This is a genomic window from Arthrobacter sp. 05N33_2, assembly GCF_056397425.1.
In genome coordinates, this window is record NZ_JBFTNJ010000005.1 from 41,271 (window position 1) to 63,149 (window position 21,879).

Below are 21,879 nucleotides of genomic sequence, written 5' to 3' on the forward strand. Positions count from 1 at the left end.
TGCGGTGCAGACATGCCGACGGCCGGCACCCTTCCAGGAAGGATGCCGGCCGGCGGGGGTTGTACTCTTCGGGGGCGGCGCCGCCCGGAGCCGTTAGGCCTTGTGCGGCGGGCGCGTCATGGACATGACGTCCAGGGCGGTGTCCAGCTGCTCTTCGGTCAGTTCGCCGCGCTCGAGGAAGCCCATGGAGACGACCGTCTCACGGATGGTCAGGCCCTCGGTCACGGCCTTTTTGGCGATCTTGGCGGCGTTCTCGTAGCCGATGAACTTGTTCAGCGGGGTCACAATCGACGGCGAGGCCTCGGCGAGGAAGCGGGCGCGCTCGACGTTCGCGGTGATGCCGTCGATCATCTTGTCGGCCATGACGCGGCTGGTGTTGGCCAGCAGGCGCACGGATTCAAGGAGGTTGGCGGCCATGACCGGGATGCCGACGTTGAGTTCGAAGGCGCCGTTGGTGCCGGACCACGCGATGGCGGTGTCATTGCCGATCACCTGTGCGCAGACCATGATGGAGGCTTCGCAGATGACGGGGTTGACCTTGCCCGGCATGATCGACGAGCCCGGCTGCAGGTCCGGGATGGCGATTTCGCCGAGGCCGGTGTTGGGGCCGGAGCCCATCCAGCGCAGGTCGTTGTTGATCTTCATGAAGGAAATCGCGATGTTGCGCAGCTGGCTGGACGCTTCGATGAGGCCGTCCCGGTTGGCCTGGGCCTCGAAGTGGTCGCGGGCCTCGGTCAGGGGCAGTCCGGTGTCGGCCGCCAGCAGTTCGATCACGCGCTCCGGGAATCCGGCCGGCGTGTTGATGCCGGTGCCCACGGCGGTGCCGCCAAGCGGGACCTCGGCGACGCGGGGGAGGGCGGCGTTGATGCGCTCGATGCCGTAGCGGACCTGCGCGGCGTAGCCGCCGAACTCCTGGCCCAGCGTGACGGGGGTGGCGTCCATGAGGTGCGTGCGGCCGGACTTCACGACGTCCTTGAATTCGGTGGCCTTGCGCCCCAGCGACTCCGCCAGGTAGCCGAGGGCCGGGATCAGATCGTTGATCAGGGCGGACGTGGCGGCGACGTGGACGGACGTGGGGAAGACGTCATTGGAGGACTGCGAGGCATTGACGTGGTCGTTCGGGTGGACAACCTTGTCGCTTCCGGCAGACGTGAGGGCACGCGTGGCGAGCTCGGCGATGACCTCGTTGGTGTTCATGTTCGAGGACGTGCCGGAGCCGGTCTGGAAGACGTCAATCGGGAAGTCGCCGTCGTACTTGCCGGCCGCAACCTGGTCGGCTGCGTCGGCAATCGCCTGGGCGAGCTCGCCGTCGAGCACCCCCAGTTCTGCGTTTGCCTGGGCGGCGGCCTTCTTCACCCGTGCCAGGGCTTCGATGTGGGCGCGCTCCAGGGTCTTGCCGGAGATGGGGAAGTTCTCGACTGCCCGCTGCGTCTGTGCGCGGTACAGGGCGTTCACGGGAACGCGGACTTCGCCCATCGTGTCGTGTTCAATGCGGAACTCTTCGGTGTTCAACTCATCTGTGGAAGTCATGGGGCTAGCTTATTGGGAGTAGGAGTCCCACCGAAAACCGTGAGCAGGCTGCGACGGCCGGGCGCCGGGGTTTACAGCCTGCCGATGCTGGAAACGAGATCGGCCCGGCCGTCAGCCAGGCTGTAGGCGAGGCCGATCACGGCGGTGCGGCCGYTGTCGACTGCGCCCGAAATCACCCGGGAACTGTCCACCAGCCGCTGCGAGGTCTGCTTGACGTTCTCGACCACCATGTCGTTGACGTCGGTCTGATTGTTACGCAGCGAGGTCAACACGGACGGGGTGATCCGCTCCACCAGGCTGCGGATGAAACCGACCGGCATCTGGCCGGTTTCCACGGCGTTCTTGGTTGCAGTGACAGCACCACAACTGTCGTGCCCCAGGACGACGATCAGAGGGACGTCCAGTTCGCTGACGCTGTATTCCAGCGAGCCAAGCACGGCGTCGTCGATCACCTGGCCGGCGGTGCGGACCACAAAGGCGTCCCCGAGGCCGAGGTCGAAGATGATTTCGGCGGCAAGCCTGGAGTCGGCGCAACCGAAGATCACCGCGAAGGGGTGCTGGTTTTCAACCAGCGACGAGCGTCGCGACGCGTCCTGGTTGGGGTGTGAGGACGTGCCGGCGACAAAACGCTTGTTGCCTTCACGGAGACGCTGCCAGGCGAGTGCGGGAGTCAGATAAGTAGCCACGTGGCCACTTTACGGTGAAGGGCTGGCCGAAGGTGAAACTGTTGCGCCTGGCGCGCTGGACGATGCCCCGGCGGCCGGATTGCTTTCGAGCGACTTCACCACGGCGGTGGCCAGGGCGGAGAACTCCTCCAGCGTCGCGGATCCGGAGAGGATGACGGTGGTGCCGCGATCAGTCAGCACCATGGATTTCTCGCCCTTGCCGGTGTCGCGCAGTTCCCAGTCGCGGCCGCCGGCGTTGCGGGTGCCGGTCACGGGAGCGTTCTTGGTCTGCTGCAGGAGCCAGGTGGGGTTGGCCGTGCGGGTCTGCACGAGGGCGATGAAGGATTCCTTGGGCGTCAGGTAGCCGACTTCCCAGGCGGGGACGCCGCTGCCGGCGCCGGACTCCCAACGGGCGTAGTTGGCGCGGAATGTGTCGCCGGTATCGGCCGCCACGGGTGTGAATCCCGCCACACCCGCCGCGTTCTGCGCGGTGGCGCTGACGTTGACGTTGGGCCGGTAACCGTCGGTCTTCGGAGACGGGTTCATGAGGACGATCGGCAGGAACGCGGCGATGCTCACCACCAGGGCGATGATCATGCCCATCACGGAGGCGTTGGCGCGTTTGGCCGCCGCGGCGGCGATGACGGGCTTCACGGGCGGCTGTCCGGAAGGGGCCGGGCCTGCCGCGGGGGAGCTGCCAGCCGGCGAACCGGGGGCGGCGGGGGAAGCGTCCTGCAATTCACTCACCCCTCTATAGTCGCGCATGACCGGGCCGATCTCACATTCGCGGCGCAGCGGCCCCTCAGAGGGTGAAGTGCGTCACGCGCCGGTCATCCCATGACCTTCCGGGTCCGCCCCGACTATGATCAATATCAGACGAATCACCGCGACGGATCGATCCTGGCCGTACGGGTTCAACGACCGCCACTCGAAGAAGAGGTTCACGTGACACCAGCGCCCATGTCCCAGAAGTACTCCACGCTTTCCCCCTCGCTCGCCGTCGGGATCGATGAGCCTGACCGCAACCTCGCGCTGGAACTTGTCCGCGTCACGGAAGCCGCGGCCATCGCCGGCGGCCACTGGGTGGGTTTCGGCGACAAGAACAAGGCCGACGGCGCCGCCGTGGACGCCATGCGCTCCTTCCTGCAGACCGTGCACTTCAACGGCGTCGTTGTCATCGGTGAGGGCGAGAAGGACGAAGCCCCGATGCTGTTCAACGGCGAGCACGTCGGTGACGGCACCGGCCCCGAGTGCGACGTCGCCGTCGACCCCATCGACGGAACCCGGCTGACCGCCCTTGGCATCAACAATGCCCTGGCCGTCCTGGCCGTGGCCGAACGCGGCTCCATGTTCGATCCCTCCGCCGTGTTCTACATGGAAAAGCTCGTCACCGGCCCGGAAGCGGCCGACATGGTGGACCTGCGCCTGCCGGTCAAGCAGAATCTGCACCTGATCGCCAAGGCCAAGGGCGTCAAGGTCAACCAGCTCAACGTCATGATCCTGGACCGCGACCGGCACCGCCCCCTCGTGGAGGAAATCCGCGAAGCCGGCGCCCGCACGAAGTTCATCATGGACGGCGACGTCGCGGGGGCCATCGCCGCTGCGCGTGCCGGCACCGGAGTCGACGCCCTCATGGGCATCGGCGGAACCCCGGAAGGCATCGTCGCGGCCTGCGCCATCAAGTCCCTCGGCGGCGTCATCCAGGGCCGCCTGTGGCCCACGAGCGACGAAGAGAAGCAGAAAGCGATCGACGCCGGCCACGATCTGGAGCGCGTGCTCTCGACCAACGACCTCGTCTCCAGCGACAACTGCTACTTCGCGGCCACCGGCATCACCGACGGCGACCTCCTCAAGGGCGTCCGCTACTCCAAGGACAAGGTCCTCACCCAGTCCATCGTGATGCGCTCCAAGTCCGGCACGATCCGCTTTGTCGACGGCGAACACCAGGCCAGCAAGTGGGAAGGCTACGCCCGCAGGAGCTAGCACCTGAACGGCAACACTGAACTGCACGATAGAGCACAGCGAATCCCGGGCCGCCTCCGCGGTCCGGGATTCGTCGTCTAAACCAGGTGCATGATGACGTGTCTATTGCGGTGCGGCGGCCGGGGCCCGTGGGATTAGATAGGGTGGAGCCATGACGTGGCTCGTAACTGGCGGTGCAGGATATATCGGTTCTCATGTGGTTTCCGCTTTGCGCGGTGCCCGGATTCAGCCGGTGGTGATTGACTCCCTCTCCAGCGGGCACCGTGAGTTCGTGCCGGCCGATGTGCCGTTCATCCATGGCAGCATCCTCGACGCCGACCTCGTGGCCCGCACGCTGCGGGAGCACGCGGTGACCGGGGTGATCCACCTGGCCGGTTTCAAGTACGCCGGGGTTTCCGTCCAGGAGCCGCTGCTGACTTATGAACAGAACGTCACGGGCACCGCGCAACTGCTCAAGGCCATGGAGCTCACCGGCGTCGACAAACTGGTGTTCTCCTCGTCCGCGGCTACCTACGGCACGCCCACCGGCGACATCGTCACCGAAGCGACGCCCACCAACCCGGAATCGCCCTACGGCGAGAGCAAACTCRTCGGCGAGTGGCTGATCCGTGACCAGGGCCGGGCCCGGGGCCTGAGCCACACCTCGCTGCGGTATTTCAACGTGGTCGGCTCAGGTGCGCCCGAGCTTTACGACACCAGCCCCCACAACCTTTTCCCGATCGTGCTGCGGGCGCTCACGGCCGGTAAGACGCCGCGCATCAACGGCATCGACTACAACACGCCGGACGGAACTTGCGTGCGCGACTACGTGCACGTGGCGGACCTGGCCACCTCGCATGTGGCCGCCGCCCAGGCGCTCGAGGCGGGCAAGCCGCTGGAGCGGGTGTACAACCTCGGATCCGGGGACGGGCTGTCCGTGCGCCAGATCATGACGGCGATGGCCGACGTCACGGGGATCGATTTCGAACCCGAAATCGGTCCGCGGCGGGCAGGGGATCCGGACCGGATCGTGGCCGACGGCACGCTGGCCGCCCGCGATCTCGACTGGAAGATGCGGCACTCCGTGGAGCAGATGGTGGCCAGCGCCTACGACGCCCAGCGGCACGCCATTACGGCCAACTAACGCCCCCACCAACACCGGCCACCGGGAAAYRGCGGCCCGGCTGGCCGGGGCGACCCGGTGGCCGGTGCCGCCTGCTGGGCCCTTAGCGGTTTGCGAGGGCCCGGGACCGGGCGCGCAGCTTCTTCGCGAGCTGGGCGCCTTTGCGCGCCAGCTGGTAGCTGCCGTAGCGCACCTTCCGGACCGGCAGGTCCCACGTTCCGGGATACGCGATCCCGCGGCCCCCGAACGACTTCTTGAACGCCGTGAACCCGGCCCATTTGTGGTCGGGCTGGTCCTCCGGCGCCACGCCCCAGAGATCCACGTGCTTGAGGCCCTTCGCCTGGGCGTCCGCGATCAAGGTGACAAGCAGGGGGATGCCCGCGCTGAGTTTGCGGTGGGTGTCGTCCAGGGCGGCGTGCGCGTAGGTCCGGGTGTCGGCCGAGTCGTAGGCCAGGGCTGCGGCGATGGGGTGGCCGTCGAGCTCCGCGATGAACAGCGTCGCCGCGCCGGCCGGCATCAGCGAGAGGGCCACCTGGGTCAGGTATTCGTCGCTTTGCGGCTTGAAGCCGTTGCGGGCGGCCGTCATGTGCAAGAACTCCAGGAGGACGGCGATCTCTGCCGGATCCTGGCTGGAGCGGAAGCTCACGCCCTTCTTGTGGATGTTGCGGAACAGGTTCCGGTTCGCCGGCTTCATATCCGCCAGGACGTCCTTGAAATCCCGGTCGAGGTCCACAATCCAGCTGAGCTCGGGCTGCTGGCTGGCCGGGGCCGGCTGCAGGCCGCGGCTGCGGAGTACCGAGTCGGCTTCGGCTGCGGTGAATCCTGCGGTGACCGGCTCAACCCGGACAAACACGGCCCCGCTGGTCCGGGCGAGGTCCGTCAGGGCCGCCAGTGCGGCGTCGAACGCTGCCAGTGACTCGGCGACCGGGCCGTACGGGGAGTACAGCAGTTTACCGGCCGGATTGGATTCCTCCACCGCAAGGAAGCGCCACCCGGGCCCGGACTGTTCGTGGACGGTGCGTCCCAGCGAACGCTGGAACTGTGCCCACTGCGGGCTCTGCAGGAAATAATCCATGGTGTCAGGCTTCCAATGCGGTGGTGACGGCAAATGCCAGGGCGGGGCCGGTGGCGCCGGAGACGGCGTGGACATTGACCGGTGCCTCGGCGGCGGGCAGGAAGGCACTGGCGCCCCTTTCCAGCCGGAGCTCGCCCTTGGGGGAGTCGAGGCGGACGGAGCCGTGGGTGACAATGACGACGGCGGCACCGGACTGCGCCAACGGGACGGGCTCCGCGCCGGGCGCCACAACAATTCGCTGCAGCTGGAATTCCCGGAACGGCGGCCGGAAGAGTTCCTGGCCCAGCATGGTGGTCTCGGCGGGGAGCATGGGCACCTCGACGGCCTCGAACGCCACGGTCTTCAGCAGTTCCGGCACGTCGACGAATTTCGGCGTGAGCCCGCCGCGGAGCACGTTGTCCGAGGACGCCATGACCTCGATGCCGAGGCCGTGCAGGTAGGCATGGACATTGCCGGCCGGGAGGTACACGGCCTCACCGGGGGCGAGGGAAATCCGGTTCAGCAGCAGGGAAATCAGCACTCCCGGATCTCCGGGGTACCGGCCGTTCAGGCTCACCGCGGTGGACAGTTCCGCCTCGTGCCCGGCCATCGGGGCACCGGAGACGAGAGCCGCAACGATCGTCGCCGTCGCCTCGGCGACGTCCCCGCCGCCGGAGATGAGGCGTTCGAAGGCGGAGCGCAGGGCCACGGGTTCGTCCGGCTGCGCCAGGTCCTCGAGCAGTTGCGGGACCAGCGGCGGCAGCTCCAGCCCGGCGAGCTCGAAGCACGCCGCCAGATGCTGGAAGACCGCACGGGATTCCGCGGCCGGCCGGAACCCGCAGAGGGCCTCGAACGGAGCCAGCGCGAAGATCATTTCGGGCTTGTGGTTATCGTCCTTGTAGTTGCGCTCCGTCGCGGCAGGGTCGACGCCGGCGGCTTCCTCGCGCGCGAAGCCCTCCCGGGCCTGGGCGAGCGTCGGGTGCACCTGCAGGGACAAGGGCGCCTCGGCCGCGAGGACCTTGAGCAGGAACGGCAGGCGCGGACCGAAAGCGGCCACGCTCGCGCTGCCCAGGCAATGTTCCGGATCCCCGGCGATCAGGGCGTCCAGCGGCAGCCGTCCGCCGTCGTGCGTTGCGGGTGCGTGCCGGCCGGCACCGCCGGGCGCCGGCGTCAGCGCGACGGACGGGGAGCCCGGGTGGGCGCCGATCCAAAGCTCCGCTTCAGGACCGCCGGAAGCCGGCCTGCCCAGCAGCCCGGCGATGGCCGTCGGGGAGCCCCAGGCGTAGGGCCGGAGGACGTTCTCAAGTTCGTACATGGCCTGGTCCCTGTCTGATCAATGAAATGTCTCGTCAAAGAAATGTGGTCGCACTGCTGCGGTCAAGGCTGCTGCCGGGGTTAGAGCGGCGCGCACTGTCCGTTGGTGGCGACGAGGTCGCGGATGGACTGTTCGTCGCCGTTGCGCTTGAACTGGTTCAGCATCTCTTCGGTGATCTGCTTGCCGTCCGGCGTGGTGGTCACGGGGGTGAAGTCCGACGGTGCGGGCGGGGGATCGGTGGCCGGGACGGGGCCGGCGGCGGAGACCGGCCCGGCGGCCGTTCCGGGCTGCAGGACCGCATCGTCAGGTGCGGCTGCGGCACCGGCGGACGGGCTGGCCAGCAGTTTGGCCACCCGCGCGTGGATGACGTCGAAGTCCGGGGACGTGGAGAAGGCGGCGTCGAAGTCCGGCGGACCGATGGTCAGGCGGCTGACATCCTGCCCCTTGGCCTTCATGGCCAGGTCCACGAAACTGCCGAGCTGGCCGGAGGAGATGTTCGACTCGACCACCTTGGTGCCAGCCTTGGCGATGTCCTCAAACTTGGCCAGCAGTTTTGCCGGGTCGAGCTGCTTCAGCATCGCCTGCTGCACGCACTGCTGGCGCTGGATGCGGGCATAGTCGTCCACGAATTCCCGGGACCGGCCGTACCAGAGGGCGTGGAAGCCGTCGAGCGTCTGGTCTCCGGCCGGAATCCAACCGTCCGGCATGCCGTGGATGCCGTTGGCCTCATCCACCATCGGCCCGCTGATGGGGACCCAGCCGCCGGCCTTGATCCGGATGCCGCCCATGGCGTCGATGAGCTTGGAAAAACCGTCCATGTCCACGAGCACKTAGGCCTGTACCTTGATGCCCAGCGTTCCTGACACCGCTTCGAGGGTGGCCTGCGCCCCGGGGTCGGCCACCCCGGGATAGAGGTCCTGGTGCTGGTTGGTGACCTCGGTGTTGATCGCGTTGATCAGGCATTCGTCGCCGCAGTTGTAGCCATCCGGGTACACCTGGCGCATCGGCGACTCCGCGCTGAACTGGGCGTTCTGGAGGTTGCGGGGCACGGAGATGATCGCCGTGCTGCCGGTCTTGGCATCGACGCTGATCACCGAGAGGCTGTCCGGCCGGCGGCCTGTGCGGTCCGCTCCGGCGTCGCCGCCCATCATCAGGAAGTTGTACCGGCCCTCGGACGGCTCAAGGGTGGGGCCGGAGCCGGAGAAGATGCTGCCGATGGCGTTGCGGCTGACATTGAGCAGATAGGCCGCGTAGCCCAGGGATCCGCTGCTGAGGATCATGGCCAGCACGAGCGCCAGCACCACCGCGGGACGGATCCTGGGCGCCAGCATCCCGGGCCGGATCAGGCGCAAGGTGTTCAGGAACACGGCTGCCCAGCCGATGGCCAGGCAGGCGAGGCCGAGCACCAGCAGGAGCGAAGGCACCGTGCCGGTGAGGAGGTTGATCAGCGTGGAGCGGGACACGAGCAGGAGCAGCACGGCCAGCAGGGCCAGCGCCCAGACCGTGAAGGTCACGCGCAGCGCGGCCCGGCCAAGCCGGCGACTGCCGGCGACGGTTTGGGCGCTGCCGGGAACCAGCAGCGTCATGAGGATCAGGACGAACGCCCGCTTGGTGAGCACCGGGGACGGGGCACCGGAGGGGTGCCGGACCGGGTCGCCCAGTGCCCGCCCGGACTGCTCAGGGCGGTGTGTGGGGGCGTAGCTGCTGCTCATGCCGGGATTCCTAATGGCTGCCTTAATTGCCGCTACGCGGGGTGACGTTTCCGGCGGCGAACACTTCGCTGACCTTGTGCCGCAGGTTCGCGCCCTTCCGGGTTGCGACGTCGTTCAGCTCCTGGGCGAACTCCAGGAGGTCCGCCCGGAGCTGGATGGCCAGTTCGTCCGTGCCCGAGGCCAGCATGCGCACGGCCAGGAGGCCGGCGTTGCGCGCGCCGCCGATCGAGACGGTGGCGACCGGAACGCCTGCCGGCATCTGCACGATGGACAGCAGGGAATCCATGCCGTCCAGGGTCTTCAACGGCACGGGGACGCCGATCACCGGCAGGGGAGTGACCGAGGCCAGCATGCCGGGAAGATGCGCGGCGCCGCCGGCGCCGGCGATGATCAGGCGAAGACCGCGCTCGTGGGCCGTCTGGCCGTAGCGGATCATCTCCGTGGGCATCCGGTGGGCCGAGACGACGTCGGCCTCGAACGGGATTCCAAACTCGGCGAGGGCTTCGGCGGCGGCTTCCATGACCGGCCAGTCCGAATCCGAGCCCATCACGAGGCCCACGAGCGGGGTATCCGCGCGGGTGCCGGCGAGGGGGGTTCCCGCTTTGTTGGCTTCGGGGCTGGCTGCGGTGCTCATGCGGTCTCCTCGGAGGTTGCCGGCATTGCGCCGGCGTGGGCCCGGCCGTTCCGGATGATGTCGGCCACGGTGGTGGCCCGCTGCCGCACGGAGTCGACGTCGGCAGCTGAGGTCCCGACCAGGTTGACGTGGCCGATCTTCCGTCCGGGCCGGACGGCCTTGCCGTAGCAGTGCACCTTCGCGGCCGGTTCGCTCGCGAGGGCGGCGGGGAAGGCGGAATAGAGGTCCTGGTTGGCGCCGCCGAGGAAGTTCTTCATCACCACGACGGGCCCCAGCAGGTCAGTGGCGCCCAGCGGCAGGTTCAGGATGGCCCGCAGGTGCTGCTCGAACTGGCTGGTCACCGAGCCGTCCTGGGTCCAGTGCCCGGTATTGTGCGGGCGCATGGCGAGTTCATTGATCAGGAACCCGGCGCCCACGCCCGGGGTCTCGAAGAGTTCGACGGCCATGACACCGGTCACGCCGAGTTCGCCGGCGATCCGGACCGCGGCGTTTTCCGCGGCTGCGGCAACATCGACGGAGATGTCCAGGGCCGGGGCAATGACTTCATCGCAGACCCCGTCCACCTGGATGGTGTGCACCACCGGCCAGGCCCGTGTTTCACCGTCAGGCGTCCTCGCGACCATGGCCGAGAGCTCCCGGCTGAATTCCACCTTGGCTTCGGCCAACAGGGGGGACATGGCCTCGAACCAGTCGGCGGAGGCCGCCGCGTCCTCGGCCGAGGACACGATGCGCACGCCCTTGCCGTCGTAGCCGCCGCGGGGCATTTTCAACACCACCGGCCAGCCGGTCTGCTCGCCGAAGGCGACGAGGTCCGCGACATTGGCGACGGAGGCCCACGTGGGGTTCGGAAGCTCGAGCCGGTCGATCGCGGCGCGCATCACCAGCTTGTCCTGGGCGTTGACCAGGGCATCCGGGCCGGGATGGACGTTCACGCCGGCACCGATCAAGGACCGCAGGTGCGCCGTGGGGACGTGTTCGTGGTCGAAGGTCAGGACGTCGAGGCCGCGGGAGAACTCGAGCAGATGCTCCAGGTCCTTGTAGTCGCCAACCGGGGCGTTAGCCACGGCAGAGACTGCGGAGACGTCCTCGCCTTCGGCGAGAACACGGAGCTCAAAGCCCAGGGCGGTCGCGGCAGGGGCCATCATGCGGGCAAGTTGGCCGCCGCCAACAACACCGATTACAGGAAAAGTCACAAGTCCCAGCCTACCGAAAACCTCACGGGAACCCGGCTTTTGGGGATTGGCAAGCGCGGGAACGGTGCCGGGACGGGGGTTTCGCACCCGCCCGCCCGGCGCCCGCCGCCGGGTCCGCAGGGAGCCGTCTGAGCGGCCGCTGCGGGCGGACTCCCGGGAAACGGCGCTAAAATGGGCGTTTGGCCCAATGGCCGACAGTTCCAGAAGGCCACGGAGGGTCATGATTACTACACTTAACGAGCGCATGCGCGGGCTTGCCTCGCTGTTCTGGCGCGAAGTGGCCAAGTTCGGTGCCGTCGGCGGCATCGCGTTCGTCATCGACAACGGACTGACGTTTTACCTGATGCACGGTCCCATGACCGACAGCGAGGCCAAGGCCCGCTTCTTCGGGGCCAGCGTGGCGACGGTCTTTTCCTGGGTTGCGAACCGTTTTTGGACGTTCCGGCACCGCCGGCAGGCCAACGTGCTGCGCGAGTTCGTGATGTTCCTCATCATCAACGGGATCGGCATCGGCATCTCCACCGGCCTGACCGCCGTCGCGAAGTACGGCATGGGAGTCACCGACAAGAACATGCTCTTCCTCGCCGGGGTGGTCGGCATCCTGGTCGCGACCGTGGTCCGGTTCTTTGCCTACCGCTTCCTGGTGTTCAACCAGGAACTCGACGCAGAGCCCGAGTTCTCGCACGACCACGAGATCATCGAACGGCACCCGCACTCCCAGCCGGTTGCCACGGCAGCCGTCAGGGAACCCGTCAACGATCCGGAACTGCCCGGCCCGCCGGCCTAAGGAACCGCCGTCCCGGGGAATCAGCGGCTGGGGATCGGTGCCCGGGAATCGGTGCCGGGGATTCAGCGCGTGGGGATCAGTCCCCGCTGATGCGCTCGGCGTCCCGCAGTTTGCCGGTCACCTCTACCTCGGGGTGCACCAGGACCACGGAACCGTCGGCCTTCCAGGTTCCCAATGACTGCGCAAGGACGGTTTCGAGGCCGTCGGCCGCCGGAACGAGCAGCCGCAGCCCGGGGTCCTGGGCCGCGGCAAAACCGTCCAGGAGCGCCCCGTGCGCATGGGCTGCGCCGTCGGAGGTGCGGACGGCGAGACGTCCCGCCTCCGGATCCACGTGGGGCATGAAAATGTCGCCGTGGGAGCGGACCTCGGCGGCGTAGTCGAGGACGCCGCTGGGCAGTTCACCCGTCCACCGCATGGCCAGTGCCGGCAACGACACGGCCAGGACGGCGTCGAACCCGCCCGCGGCAGCGCCCGGACCCGGGTCCGCGGTGGCCAGCAGGTCAGCCTCCGCGTCGTCGAAGACCACTTCCATGCCAAGCTGCCAGGCCGCGAGGGCCAGGATCACCGACTTCCAGTGCGCGGGCAGGTCCAGGCGCAGCCGCATGCCCGGTTCGGCGTCGAGTTCGTCCTGCAGCAGGTTGGAAGTCTTCGCGACCCAGTTGTCCAGCACGCGGCCAGAGAGTTCAACCCGTTCCGCATCGGGGCCGTACCAGGTCAGCCGGGGCGCCGTGGCCTGGCCGGACCGCAGCGCTGTCATCAGGTCGATTGCCGGAATGCTCATGCCCTCATCTTGCCACGGCTGTTGTCACGGCCGATGAGTCCCCGGCTCCGTGACGTCCGTCACCCCGGCGGCCCCGGCGTTCGGCGGGGTCCGCGCAGGGCGCGGGAAAATTTCCCGAAAATTCAATGAAAAGCCCCAAAAGTGCTCAGTACCCTGATTATTCCGGGGGTTCTCGCGGGAGAGGCGAAAAAATTCCGGGCGTGGCGTGCCTCCACTTTGTGTATCAAGTTGATTATTATCTCCGCCGTGGCTTGACTCCCGGATACTTACACGCGTGTAATTAGTTATCTAAAGCCACTGCACAAAAACCGGCACTCAACCGAGTGTCCAAGGGGGTCTTGCAGTGGCTGCAAATCAGGAGGGGGACGCCATGGGGCTAGCAGAGCGTATCCATGAAGATGCCGTAGTTGCCGGCCAGGCCACGGCGAAATACCGGTCGCGCGGCGTGCCGACTGACTGGTACGTAGATCCGGCGGATCCGGACGCAGCTGACCGCTATAACGAACACACCAAGGATTCCCTGCAGGAGGCCGCCACGGCCTTCCTCGCAGCGCACGACGAGCTCCTGTCCGGCCCGGATCATGACACCGATCCCCTCGACCCGCCGATGGAGCTCCATTCGCCCGGTTCCGGTACCGCCGGGCAGCCAGTCTGGATCGGCCTGCCGTCCCGGCAGGAATTCGACGACGAGGGCGAGCTCGGCTGGCAGACCGATGCCCTGTGCGCCCAGACTGATCCCGAAGCCTTCTTCCCCGAAAAGGGCGGCTCCACCCGCGACGCCAAGAAAGTCTGCGGCGCCTGCAATGTGCGTTCCCAGTGCCTCGAGTACGCCTTGTCCAACGACGAGCGCTTCGGGATCTGGGGAGGCCTCTCCGAGCGCGAGCGGCGCCGGCTTAGGAAGCGAGCAGTCTAATTCTTCAAGAAGTACGAGTCACCGCCGTCGTGGTCTCCCACGACGGCGGTGATTTTCTCCCCAGGACCCTTGCGGCGCTGGCGGCCCAAACACGGCCCGCCGACGCCGTGATCGGTGTCGACACCGGATCCCGCGACCACTCCGCCGCCCTCCTTGAACAGGAACTGGGCAAGGCCAACGTCACTGTCTTCGACCAGCCCAGGTCCGGCATGGGTGGCGCCGTCATGGCCGGGCTCAAGGCCCTCGCGCCGTGGCCTGCGGAGGGCTCCGCCGCCACGGCGCCGGGCACCGACTGGATCTGGCTGCTGCACGACGACGCCGCACCGGCACCCGAGGCCCTGGCCGAACTCCTCCGTGCGGTCGAGCGGGCGCCGTCGGTCACGGTTGCAGGCTGCAAGCAGCTGGACTGGCATGCCGAGCGGCGGCTGATCGACGTCGGGCTCTCCACGAGCCGCTGGGCCGAGCGGCTGACGCTGATCGACGCCGACGAGCTCGACCAGGGCCAGTACGACGGCCGCAGCGATACCTTTGCGGTCAATTCCGCCGGCATGCTGGTCCGCCGCGACATCTGGGAGGAGCTCCGGGGCTTCGATCCGGCCCTGCCCGGCAGCGGCGACGACGTCGACTTCTGCTGGCGCAACCGTCTCGCCGGGCACCGCGTGGTGGTGGTCCCCAGCGCCCGGATGTTCCATGTCTCGCACCGTCCCCACGCCCTTGGCAACGCGACGGCCGCACGCAAGGCACAGGTGCACCTGCGGCTCAAGCACGCGGCCGGCTGGAAAGTCCCGCTGCACGCGGCCGGCGCCCTCCTGGGCAGCCTCTTCAAACTCGTCCTGAGCATTGCGGTTAAGGACCCGGGACACGGGTTCTCCCAACTGCTGGCGACCTTTGCCGCGCTGGGCCGCCCGGCGGCGGTGGTCCGCGGACGCCGCAACGCCGCGCGCACCCGCCGGATCCGGCGCTCAGTCATGAAGGGACTGCAGACGCCGCGCCGTGAGGTCTGGGCGCACCGGCGCTCCCTGATTGAGGCGCTCGGCGCCGACGACTTCGGCAGCGAATTGACAGGTGCCGGTCCGCTGGCCGAGCAGCCCACCGGGAACACCGGCAATGCTGACGATTTCGCCGCCATCGCCACCCCGGACCGCGGGTGGGTGGGCAGCGGTGCGGTGCTGGCCATACTCCTGACCCTGGCGGTCTCCCTGACAGGGTTGCTTAGCCTGTTCCGGGCCCCGGCCGTCTCCGGCGGCGCGCTGATCCCCGTATCACTGCGCCTCTCCGAAATCTGGAACCATGCCTCCACCTGGTGGATCAGTCTGGGCGCGGGCCTGCCGGGCCACGGCGACCCCTTTGGCTACCTGCTGTGGGTGCTCGGTGTGCTCGGTGCCGGCGATGCCAACGGCGGCGTGGGCTGGTTGTTGATCCTCGCCATGCCGCTGTCTGCGCTGGGCGCGTGGTTCGCTGCCGGCGCCCTGACTGCCCGCCGGAGGCTGCGCCTTGCGGCCGCCCTGCTGTGGGCCGCGGCGCCGGCACTCCAGGTGTCCGTGAACCAGGGCCGGCTCGGCGCCTTGGTCGCGCACGTCATGATCCCGGTGGTCGTCCTGGCGCTGCTCCGGGCGACCGGCACGGCCGCGGGCCGCGGCATCCATGCCGTCGCGGCCCCGGGGCAGGGACGGCCCATCCCCACGCCGGCCGCCCGTCCCGGTGTCAACGGGACGCCGTCGTGGACGGCTGCGGCCGCCGCGGGCCTCGCCCTGGCCGTAGTCACCGCCGCGGCGCCCTCGCTCCTGCTGCCGTCCATGGCCGTCGTGGCCCTCTGCGGCGTGCTGTTGGGCCGGCGCGGCCGCACGGTCTGGTGGGCGCTCCTGCCCAGCCTGGCACTGTTCCTGCCCTTCGCCTTCTCGGTCCTGGACCGGCCGCGGGCGCTCCTGGCCGACCCGGGCCTGCCGCTCGGTTTCGACGCCGCCCCACTGTGGCAACAGGCCCTGGGACAGCCACTGAACTTCGACGCCGGCGCCGGACTCACCGGGCTCAGCGCCTTCGGCGGGTCCGCCGCCGGTTCCGCCGGGCCGGCCGGTCTGCCGTGGGCACTGCTGCTGGCCTTGCTGTTGGGGCTGCCGGTGCTGCTGCTGGCCCTGGCCGCACTCTTCATGCCGCGCCGGCTTGTGCTGGCCGGACGCACCCGGACGGCACGGGGCCTGTGGGCCGTGGCCGTCCTGATGCTGGCCGGCGGCTGGCTCGCCGGGCATGTCGCCTCCGGCGCCAGCGCCGAGGTCCTGGTCACTCCGTTCCCCGGCCCCGCCGTTTCGGCGGCCGCGTTCGCGTTCCTGGGCGCTGCCCTGATCGGAGCCGAAGGGCTCCTGGACGCCGCCGACCGGACCGCCGGTTCCGGGCTGGCACGGAAGGTCCTGGTCCGCGGTACGGCCGCGGCATCCATGCTCCTGCTGCTGGCCGCGCCCCTGGCCGGGTTTACCGTGTGGACCGCACAAAACCTGCTGCAGCCCGCGTCGCAGACACCAACACAGGCAGCGGCAGCCACCGCGGGACCCTCCGGTCTCGGGACCCCGAGGCTCGTCCAGCCTGCCCAGGCCCGCACGCTGCCCGCCACGGCGGTTGATCGCGGCGAGGGCCCGGAACAGTCCAGGACACTCCTGATTGCCAGCAACGAGGACGGAAGCTTCGACGCAACACTCATGCGCGGAGCCGGGACCACCCTGGACGCGCTCTCAACGATCGCCGCCGCCCGCGGCATCATGGGAGCGCCGGGCCAGGAGACGGTCCGCGACGACGATGCCGTCGCCGGATCGCTCCGGAACGTCGTGGCCACCATCGTCGCCGGCGAAGGCGTGGATCCGCGGGAGGACCTCGAGCGGCTCGGCGTCGGCTTTGTCGTGCTCCGGGTTGCCGATTCAGCCTCCGAATTGACGGCCAGCCGCATGGACGCAGTCCCCGGACTTGTCGCCGTCGGCCAGACGGGGACGGGCTGGCTCTGGCGGGTCAGCCCGCAGGACCGGCCCGGCATCACGGACTCCGACGTCGCGCACCGGGTCAGGGTAGTGGACGGCAGCGGCGCCGCCATCGGACTGCTCCCGTCCGAAGAAGTCTCGGCGGCCGGCACGGTCCCGGCCGGCCCCGAAGGCCGCCTTGTGGTGCTCGCCGAGCGGGCCGATCCGGGCTGGAGCGCCTGGCTTGACGGGCGCCGCCTGACCTCAACGACGTCGGGATGGTCGCAGGCCTTCACACTGCCGGCCCAGGGAGGCCAGTTGAGCATCCGTTACGAAGCGCCGTGGGCCGTCCTGATCGGGATTGCGCAGGCCGTGATGATCGGGCTGACCGTCCTCCTCGCCGTGCCCATGCCTGCCCGCCGGTCCAACACCGGCCTGTCCAGGGACGAAGCCTCCCTGCGTAAGGAACATCAGCATGTCTAAGGGCGACAACGAAAAAGAAACCGAAACGGAAGCCGAGACGGGTCCGTCGCCGCGGAAGCGGCGGCTGCCGCGGGCCGGAGTGATCGGCGGCATCCTCTCCGCGGTGGCCCTCGTTGCCGCGGGCGGCGGCTTGGTATCGGCGGCGTCGCTGACGCCCCAGAACCCCGCCAGCAGGCAGCTCGAGGCCCCCGTCGCCGCGGTTCCGGCCGGCAGCAGCGTCGGGGTCTGCCCGGGCCCGGCCCGGCTGCTTGAGGGCACCCCCGTGGGCACCGACCCCCAGTTCAGTCCGGAATCCGCCACCGCGAAGACAGCCGTCAGCGCCGCCGTGCTCGGCTCAAGCGCCGGCATCATCCCCGGCAGCCGGCTCGCCCCGCTTAAAGGCGCCCCCCTCGCCGACATCGCGCCGGGCGCCGCGCCCACAGCTTCCGCGCCCCCGGCTTCCGCGGCTGCGGCCCGCACGCCCGTGCTGGTCGCCGGCGTCGTGCCCCAGCGCGAGGTGGACAACATCAGCGTCCTCAGCGCCGATGCCCAAAACAACCACCAGGCAGCTGCCGGCGCCGTCCTGAGCTACACGGCCGAGGACGGGGACCTCCAGGGTTCCGCGGCTGCCGCGTGCCAGCAGCCTGGCAACGATCTCTGGCTGGTCGGAGCCAACACTGCGCTCGGCCGGTCGGCGGTCCTGAACCTGACCAATGCCTCCAGCACGCCGGCGACGGTGAGCCTGGACCTCTTTGGCTCCGAGGGCCCGATMCAGGCTCCCGGAAGCCGCGGCCTGCTGGTGGCGCCCGGCACCACCCGCTCCATCATCCTGGCCGGGCTCGCGCCGGGACAGGAACGGCTCGGCGTGCGGGTCCGCAGCACCGGCGGCCCGGTGGCTGCCGTGATCCAGCAAAGCGTGCTCCGCGGCCTCACGCCCGGCGGCGTCGACTTCATCACCCCCGGCACCGCCCCGTCCGTCAGCCAGGTGGCCGCCGGTCTCGACATCCAGGATCCCGCGGCGCTGGCCGCGCTCAAGGCAAAGCCCGGCTTCGCCGACGCCGGACCGGCCCTCGAAGTCGCCGTGCCGGGGGCCACCGACGCCGTGGTCGAGATCAAGCTGTATGGTCCCGACGGCCAGAAGGCGCTGCCCGGCGGCGGCGTGGTGACGGCGAAGGCCGGCGCGGTCACGGAGGTTTCCCTGGCCGGGGTCCCGGCCGGGACCTACACCGTGGCGGCGAGCTCGGATGTCTCGTTTGCGGCCACTGCCCGGCTCACGCGGGGACTGCAGGCCGGGGACGCGGCGGACATCGCGTTTTCCGCCGCCTCGGCCCGGCTGGGCAGCCAGCACATCGTTGCGGTTCCGCGCACGGGCGACCGGCAGCTCGTTCTCGGTGCCCCCGCCGGCCGGGCGACCGTGACCTACACGCCAATCACTGCGGACGGCAAGATCCGGACCGCAGGCACCGCCGACATTGCCGGCGGAACCACCGTTTCCATCAAGATCCCCGCTGACGTGGGCGGCTCGCCGCTCGTGGGCTATGTGGTGTCCGCCGCCGGGGATCCGGCGTACGGGGCACTTGTTCTGGCGCGGGACGGCCGGCAGGACATTTCCGCGGTGGCGCTGGCGCCGGAAGCGGCAGGACAACGGCAGGTCCCCGTCACGCTGGGCTACTAGGCCCGGGGCAGGCCGGACGCAGGCTCGGGCTAGTACCGGCGGCGGTAGACGGGGTCGAGGGACTCCGGGGGTACGCCGAGCATCTCGGCCGTGTATTCCACGACGACGTCGTGCACGAGGTCCTGGAGTTCGTCCCGGGTTCCGCATACCTGCTCCACCACCCGGCGGTACAGCGTGATGACCGGTCCGTCCTCGGCCGTGGCAGCAGTGAAAGCGCCCATCGGCGCGGGCGTGCGGTCCGCCACGAGCTGCTCCAGGCCCGGGGGGATCTCGTCAACGGCGAAGCGGACGCCGTCGAGCGGCTTGCCCCAGATGTCGTGCAGCCGCTGGGCCGAGTCCAGGACGAAGTCATCGAAGCGGTCGGAGCGGGTCCGGTAGCCGGGCAGGGTGGGGAGTATGAGTTCGCCGCGAAGGCCCCGGCCGTGCCGGTTCCTGCGGCGCTGCCGGAAGGTCTTTCCCTGGACGGCGGCAGGCGACCCGGCCAGCGGCGCGCCGGCGGGGCCGGAACCGGCGCCTGTGCGTCCGGCGTCGGGGTCAGCCAACCGGACCGTGAAACCCGAATCGTGGTGCGATGACTGCATATCTTGACTCTAAACCCGCGCAATGAAATACGCGATACAGCCCCGACGGCGATCCGCCGCCGCGCCGCCGCCGCGCCGCCGCGGCCGCGCCGCGGCATAACCACTGCCGTTTCAATGCGCAGCCTCCAGTCCGAGGGGGAGTAGTCTGTGATGTCGTGGGTGCAATTCGTATTTGTTCTAGGTCTGCCTGCCGCAATTCTGCGGTGGCCACTTTGACGTACGTCTACGCCGACTCCACGGCCGTTCTGGGCCCGCTGGCGACGTACGCCGAACCGCACTGCTACGACTTGTGCGAACAGCACGCCGATTCGTTGACCGTGCCGCGCGGCTGGGAAGTAATGCGGCTGGCGATGCCCGCAACCCCGGCCGGCCCCGGCCCCGACGACCTCCTGGCCCTTGCCAACGCGGTCCGCGAAGCGGCCTCCCGTCCGGCTGCGGGGGAAACGGCGAAGGGGCAGCGCACGCTGCACCCGGCGCTGGAGGCACCGGCCCCGGCCGAGGGCGTCCGGCGCGGACATCTGCGCGTCCTGCGCGAACCTTCCTAAGGCGTCAACTGGCGGTAGGGTGGAAACTGCAAAAAGCCGTCAGCCACTCAGCCACCGGCGCCCTGTTGCGGCGCCCATCAGGGAGCGTTCACCATGCCCAAGCTCAGTTCCGAACTGTTGTCTTTCCTGCGATGCCCCGTCACCGGCTCCGGCCTGGTGCAGGAAGGCGACGAGCTCGTCACCGTCACGGCAGATGGCGCCGGGAACAAGCTGCGGTACAAAATCGAGGACGGCATCCCGCTGCTGCTGCCGCCGGAACTGCTGCCCGCCGCCGCGGCGGCCCCCGCTGATCAGCACGACGCCGCCCCGCGCCACGCCGCGGAATAGCGCGCCCCGCGCCACGCCGCGGAATAGCCGCCCCAAAACGCCGCCGGGCACCCATCAGGGAGGCCCGCGGCACCGAATGACTGCTTAGATCCTGCTCCAATCCAGAATCGCCCAGCTCCAGACACGCGATGCCACCGGCCACAACAAAGGACTCAGATGACTTTCGATTACAAGATTGCGGACATTTCCCTGGCCGAGGCGGGCCGCCACCAGATCCGCCTCGCCGAGCACGAGATGCCCGGACTCATGTCCCTGCGCGAGGAGTTCGGCGCCAGCCAGCCGCTCAAGGGCGCCCGGATCGCCGGATCCCTGCACATGACCRTCCAGACCGCGGTGCTGATCGAGACCCTTACCGCCCTCGGCGCCGAAGTCCGCTGGGCGTCCTGCAACATCTTCTCCACCCAGGACGAAGCCGCCGCCGCAGTGGTGGTCGGCAACGGCACCGTCGAGGACCCCCAGGGCGTCCCCGTCTTCGCCTGGAAGGGCGAGACGCTGGAAGAATACTGGTGGACCGCCCAGCAGATCCTCACCTGGCCGGGCGCCGACGCCAACCCTGAGCTGGGCCCGAACATGATCCTGGACGACGGCGGCGACGCCACCATGCTGGTGCACAAGGGTGTCGAGTTCGAGGCCGCCGGCGCTGTCCCCGCCGCCGCCGAGGACGAGTCCGAGGAAGGCCGGGTGTTCCTCGACGTGCTGCGCGCATCCCTCGAGGCCGACCCGCAGAAATGGACCCGCATCGGCGCCCTCCTGCTCGGCGTCACCGAGGAGACCACCACGGGCGTGCACCGCCTGTACCAGMTGGCGGMSCAGGGCAAGCTGCYSTTCCCGGCSATCAACGTCAACGACWCTGTCACCAAGAGCAAGTTCGACAACAAGTACGGCATCCGCCACTCCCTGCCGGACGGCATCAACCGCGCCACCGATGTCCTGATGGGCGGCAAGGTCGCCGTCGTCTGCGGTTACGGCGACGTCGGCAAGGGCGCAGCGGAGGCCTTCCGCGGCCAGGGGTCGCGCGTGATCGTCACGGAGATCGACCCGATCTGCGCGCTCCAGGCGGCCATGGACGGCTACCAGGTCGCCAAGCTGGAATCCGTCCTCAGCGAAGGCCACATCTTCATCACCACCACGGGCAACAAAGACGTCATCATGGCCAAGCACATGGCCGAGATGCGTGACAAGGCCATCGTGGGCAACATCGGGCACTTCGACAATGAGATCGACATGGCCGGGCTGGCGCGGGTCCCCGGCATCAAGAAGGTCGAGATCAAGCCCCAGGTGCACGAGTGGGTCTTCGAAGCTGACCCGGCCACGGGTAAGGGCGGCCGCTCCATCATCGTCCTGTCCGAAGGCCGCCTGCTGAACCTCGGCAACGCCACCGGACACCCCTCGTTCGTCATGAGCAACTCCTTCGCCAACCAGACGATCGCCCAGATTGAACTGTTCACGAAGGCCGGCCAGCCCGAGGGCGAGCGGGAATACGAGAACCAGGTGTACGTCCTGCCCAAGATCCTGGACGAAAAGGTCGCCCGCCTGCACCTGGGTGCCCTCGATGTGGAGCTGACCGAGCTGTCCAAGGAACAGGCGGAGTACCTGGACGTCGACGTGGCCGGACCGTACAAGCCCGGTCACTACCGCTACTAGGAACCCTCCCAAAGGGCCCCGGACGAAGGTCCGG

The 21,879-nt window shown here is 68.9% G+C and carries 19 protein-coding genes; 9 read left to right on the forward strand and 10 right to left on the reverse strand.

Going from position 1 to position 21,879, the window contains the following annotated elements:
• Positions 1 to 93 precede the first annotated feature (93 nt).
• The 3 genes from AC1DHX_RS05495 to AC1DHX_RS05505 form a co-directional block, all read right to left on the reverse strand.
• Positions 94 to 1,530, reverse strand: coding sequence for a class II fumarate hydratase (locus tag AC1DHX_RS05495; RefSeq protein ID WP_476859144.1), 1,437 nt, complete (start codon positions 1,528 to 1,530; stop codon positions 94 to 96).
• Between the two features lie 71 nt (positions 1,531 to 1,601).
• Positions 1,602 to 2,216 (reverse strand): carbonic anhydrase, encoded by a 615-nt coding sequence (locus AC1DHX_RS05500; protein ID WP_476899893.1) that lies wholly within the window; start codon positions 2,214 to 2,216, stop codon positions 1,602 to 1,604.
• A gap of 9 nt (positions 2,217 to 2,225) precedes the next feature.
• The gene (locus AC1DHX_RS05505) at positions 2,226 to 2,960 is read right to left on the reverse strand and encodes a DUF4245 domain-containing protein (RefSeq protein WP_476859143.1); all 735 of its coding nucleotides are present in this window, start codon (positions 2,958 to 2,960) and stop codon (positions 2,226 to 2,228) included.
• Positions 2,961 to 3,155: 195 nt separating this feature from the next.
• Here AC1DHX_RS05505 and glpX point away from each other — a divergent pair, with 195 nt between their 5' ends.
• Positions 3,156 to 4,178, forward strand: coding sequence for a class II fructose-bisphosphatase (gene glpX, locus AC1DHX_RS05510; protein WP_028277383.1), 1,023 nt, complete (start codon positions 3,156 to 3,158; stop codon positions 4,176 to 4,178).
• A 151-nt stretch (positions 4,179 to 4,329) separates the two neighbouring features.
• A complete protein-coding gene (galE, locus tag AC1DHX_RS05515; RefSeq protein WP_476899894.1) occupies positions 4,330 to 5,301 on the forward strand; it encodes a UDP-glucose 4-epimerase GalE in 972 nt (323 codons plus the stop codon).
• Positions 5,302 to 5,383: 82 nt separating this feature from the next.
• On the opposite strand, the gene AC1DHX_RS05520 is transcribed toward galE, so the two are convergent.
• From AC1DHX_RS05520 to AC1DHX_RS05540, 5 genes are all read right to left on the reverse strand, one after another.
• The gene (locus AC1DHX_RS05520; RefSeq protein WP_230008873.1) at positions 5,384 to 6,355 is read right to left on the reverse strand and encodes a lipid II:glycine glycyltransferase FemX; all 972 of its coding nucleotides are present in this window, start codon (positions 6,353 to 6,355) and stop codon (positions 5,384 to 5,386) included.
• Positions 6,356 to 6,359: 4 nt separating this feature from the next.
• Positions 6,360 to 7,649 carry a mannose-6-phosphate isomerase, class I gene (manA, locus tag AC1DHX_RS05525; protein WP_476859142.1) on the reverse strand — a complete coding sequence of 430 codons (1,290 nt, stop codon included), beginning with the start codon at positions 7,647 to 7,649 and terminating at the stop codon, positions 6,360 to 6,362.
• A gap of 80 nt (positions 7,650 to 7,729) precedes the next feature.
• Positions 7,730 to 9,361, reverse strand: a complete 1,632-nt coding sequence (locus AC1DHX_RS05530; RefSeq protein ID WP_476899895.1) for an LCP family protein — start codon at positions 9,359 to 9,361, stop codon at positions 7,730 to 7,732.
• 22 nt (positions 9,362 to 9,383) lie between these two features.
• Positions 9,384 to 9,908, reverse strand: coding sequence for a 5-(carboxyamino)imidazole ribonucleotide mutase (gene purE / locus AC1DHX_RS05535; protein WP_476859219.1), 525 nt, complete (start codon positions 9,906 to 9,908; stop codon positions 9,384 to 9,386).
• A gap of 83 nt (positions 9,909 to 9,991) precedes the next feature.
• Entirely contained in the window at positions 9,992 to 11,140 is a 1,149-nt protein-coding gene (locus AC1DHX_RS05540; RefSeq protein ID WP_476859218.1) for a 5-(carboxyamino)imidazole ribonucleotide synthase, read from the reverse strand.
• 268 nt (positions 11,141 to 11,408) lie between these two features.
• Here AC1DHX_RS05540 and AC1DHX_RS05545 point away from each other — a divergent pair, with 268 nt between their 5' ends.
• On the forward strand, positions 11,409 to 11,975 hold the full coding sequence (locus AC1DHX_RS05545) for a GtrA family protein (RefSeq protein ID WP_223914153.1): 567 nt from the start codon (positions 11,409 to 11,411) through the stop codon (positions 11,973 to 11,975).
• Between the two features lie 76 nt (positions 11,976 to 12,051).
• Here AC1DHX_RS05545 and AC1DHX_RS05550 read toward each other — a convergent pair whose 3' ends face one another.
• On the reverse strand, positions 12,052 to 12,756 hold the full coding sequence (locus AC1DHX_RS05550; protein WP_476859140.1) for a TIGR03089 family protein: 705 nt from the start codon (positions 12,754 to 12,756) through the stop codon (positions 12,052 to 12,054).
• Positions 12,757 to 13,126: 370 nt separating this feature from the next.
• Between AC1DHX_RS05550 and AC1DHX_RS05555 the strand changes: the two genes are divergently transcribed.
• The 3 genes from AC1DHX_RS05555 to AC1DHX_RS05565 are packed head-to-tail and all read left to right on the forward strand — an operon-like array spanning position 13,127 to position 18,748.
• Positions 13,127 to 13,669, forward strand: a complete 543-nt coding sequence (locus tag AC1DHX_RS05555; RefSeq protein WP_230008885.1) for a WhiB family transcriptional regulator — start codon at positions 13,127 to 13,129, stop codon at positions 13,667 to 13,669.
• Positions 13,670 to 13,698: 29 nt separating this feature from the next.
• A complete protein-coding gene (locus AC1DHX_RS05560; protein ID WP_476859139.1) occupies positions 13,699 to 17,094 on the forward strand; it encodes a glycosyltransferase family 2 protein in 3,396 nt (1,131 codons plus the stop codon).
• The gene (locus tag AC1DHX_RS05565) at positions 17,087 to 18,748 is read left to right on the forward strand and encodes a DUF5719 family protein (RefSeq protein ID WP_476859138.1); all 1,662 of its coding nucleotides are present in this window, start codon (positions 17,087 to 17,089) and stop codon (positions 18,746 to 18,748) included. The genes AC1DHX_RS05560 and AC1DHX_RS05565 overlap by 8 nt, the downstream gene beginning before the upstream one ends.
• Positions 18,749 to 18,777: 29 nt before the next feature.
• On the opposite strand, the gene AC1DHX_RS05570 is transcribed toward AC1DHX_RS05565, so the two are convergent.
• Complete coding sequence (locus tag AC1DHX_RS05570; RefSeq protein ID WP_028277395.1) at positions 18,778 to 19,329, reverse strand: metallopeptidase family protein; 552 nt, start codon at positions 19,327 to 19,329, stop codon at positions 18,778 to 18,780.
• A gap of 155 nt (positions 19,330 to 19,484) precedes the next feature.
• Here AC1DHX_RS05570 and AC1DHX_RS05575 point away from each other — a divergent pair, with 155 nt between their 5' ends.
• The 3 genes from AC1DHX_RS05575 (at position 19,485) to ahcY (ending at position 21,845) form a co-directional block, all read left to right on the forward strand.
• Positions 19,485 to 19,874, forward strand: coding sequence for a DUF3499 domain-containing protein (locus AC1DHX_RS05575; protein WP_476856560.1), 390 nt, complete (start codon positions 19,485 to 19,487; stop codon positions 19,872 to 19,874).
• A 93-nt stretch (positions 19,875 to 19,967) separates the two neighbouring features.
• Positions 19,968 to 20,201 (forward strand): hypothetical protein, encoded by a 234-nt coding sequence (locus AC1DHX_RS05580; protein ID WP_476859137.1) that lies wholly within the window; start codon positions 19,968 to 19,970, stop codon positions 20,199 to 20,201.
• A 156-nt stretch (positions 20,202 to 20,357) separates the two neighbouring features.
• The gene (ahcY, locus tag AC1DHX_RS05585; RefSeq protein ID WP_476899896.1) at positions 20,358 to 21,845 is read left to right on the forward strand and encodes an adenosylhomocysteinase; all 1,488 of its coding nucleotides are present in this window, start codon (positions 20,358 to 20,360) and stop codon (positions 21,843 to 21,845) included.
• Positions 21,846 to 21,879 lie beyond the last annotated feature (34 nt).

Bases quoted from the DNA above. Each gene is read 5' to 3' on its own strand.
- AC1DHX_RS05495 (WP_476859144.1), bottom strand. From the start codon at position 1,530: ATGACTTCCACAGATGAGTTGAACACCGAAGAGTTCCGCATTGAACAC.
- AC1DHX_RS05505 (WP_476859143.1), bottom strand. From the start codon at position 2,960: ATGCGCGACTATAGAGGGGTGAGTGAATTGCAGGACGCTTCCCCCGCC.
- glpX (WP_028277383.1), top strand. From the start codon at position 3,156: ATGTCCCAGAAGTACTCCACGCTTTCCCCCTCGCTCGCCGTCGGGATC.
- AC1DHX_RS05520 (WP_230008873.1), bottom strand. From the start codon at position 6,355: ATGGATTATTTCCTGCAGAGCCCGCAGTGGGCACAGTTCCAGCGTTCG.
- manA (WP_476859142.1), bottom strand. From the start codon at position 7,649: ATGTACGAACTTGAGAACGTCCTCCGGCCCTACGCCTGGGGCTCCCCG.
- purE (WP_476859219.1), bottom strand. From the start codon at position 9,908: ATGGGCTCGGATTCGGACTGGCCGGTCATGGAAGCCGCCGCCGAAGCC.
- AC1DHX_RS05540 (WP_476859218.1), bottom strand. From the start codon at position 11,140: ATGATGGCCCCTGCCGCGACCGCCCTGGGCTTTGAGCTCCGTGTTCTC.
- AC1DHX_RS05545 (WP_223914153.1), top strand. From the start codon at position 11,409: ATGATTACTACACTTAACGAGCGCATGCGCGGGCTTGCCTCGCTGTTC.
- AC1DHX_RS05550 (WP_476859140.1), bottom strand. From the start codon at position 12,756: ATGAGCATTCCGGCAATCGACCTGATGACAGCGCTGCGGTCCGGCCAG.
- AC1DHX_RS05555 (WP_230008885.1), top strand. From the start codon at position 13,127: ATGGGGCTAGCAGAGCGTATCCATGAAGATGCCGTAGTTGCCGGCCAG.
- AC1DHX_RS05570 (WP_028277395.1), bottom strand. From the start codon at position 19,329: ATGCAGTCATCGCACCACGATTCGGGTTTCACGGTCCGGTTGGCTGAC.
- AC1DHX_RS05580 (WP_476859137.1), top strand. From the start codon at position 19,968: ATGCCCAAGCTCAGTTCCGAACTGTTGTCTTTCCTGCGATGCCCCGTC.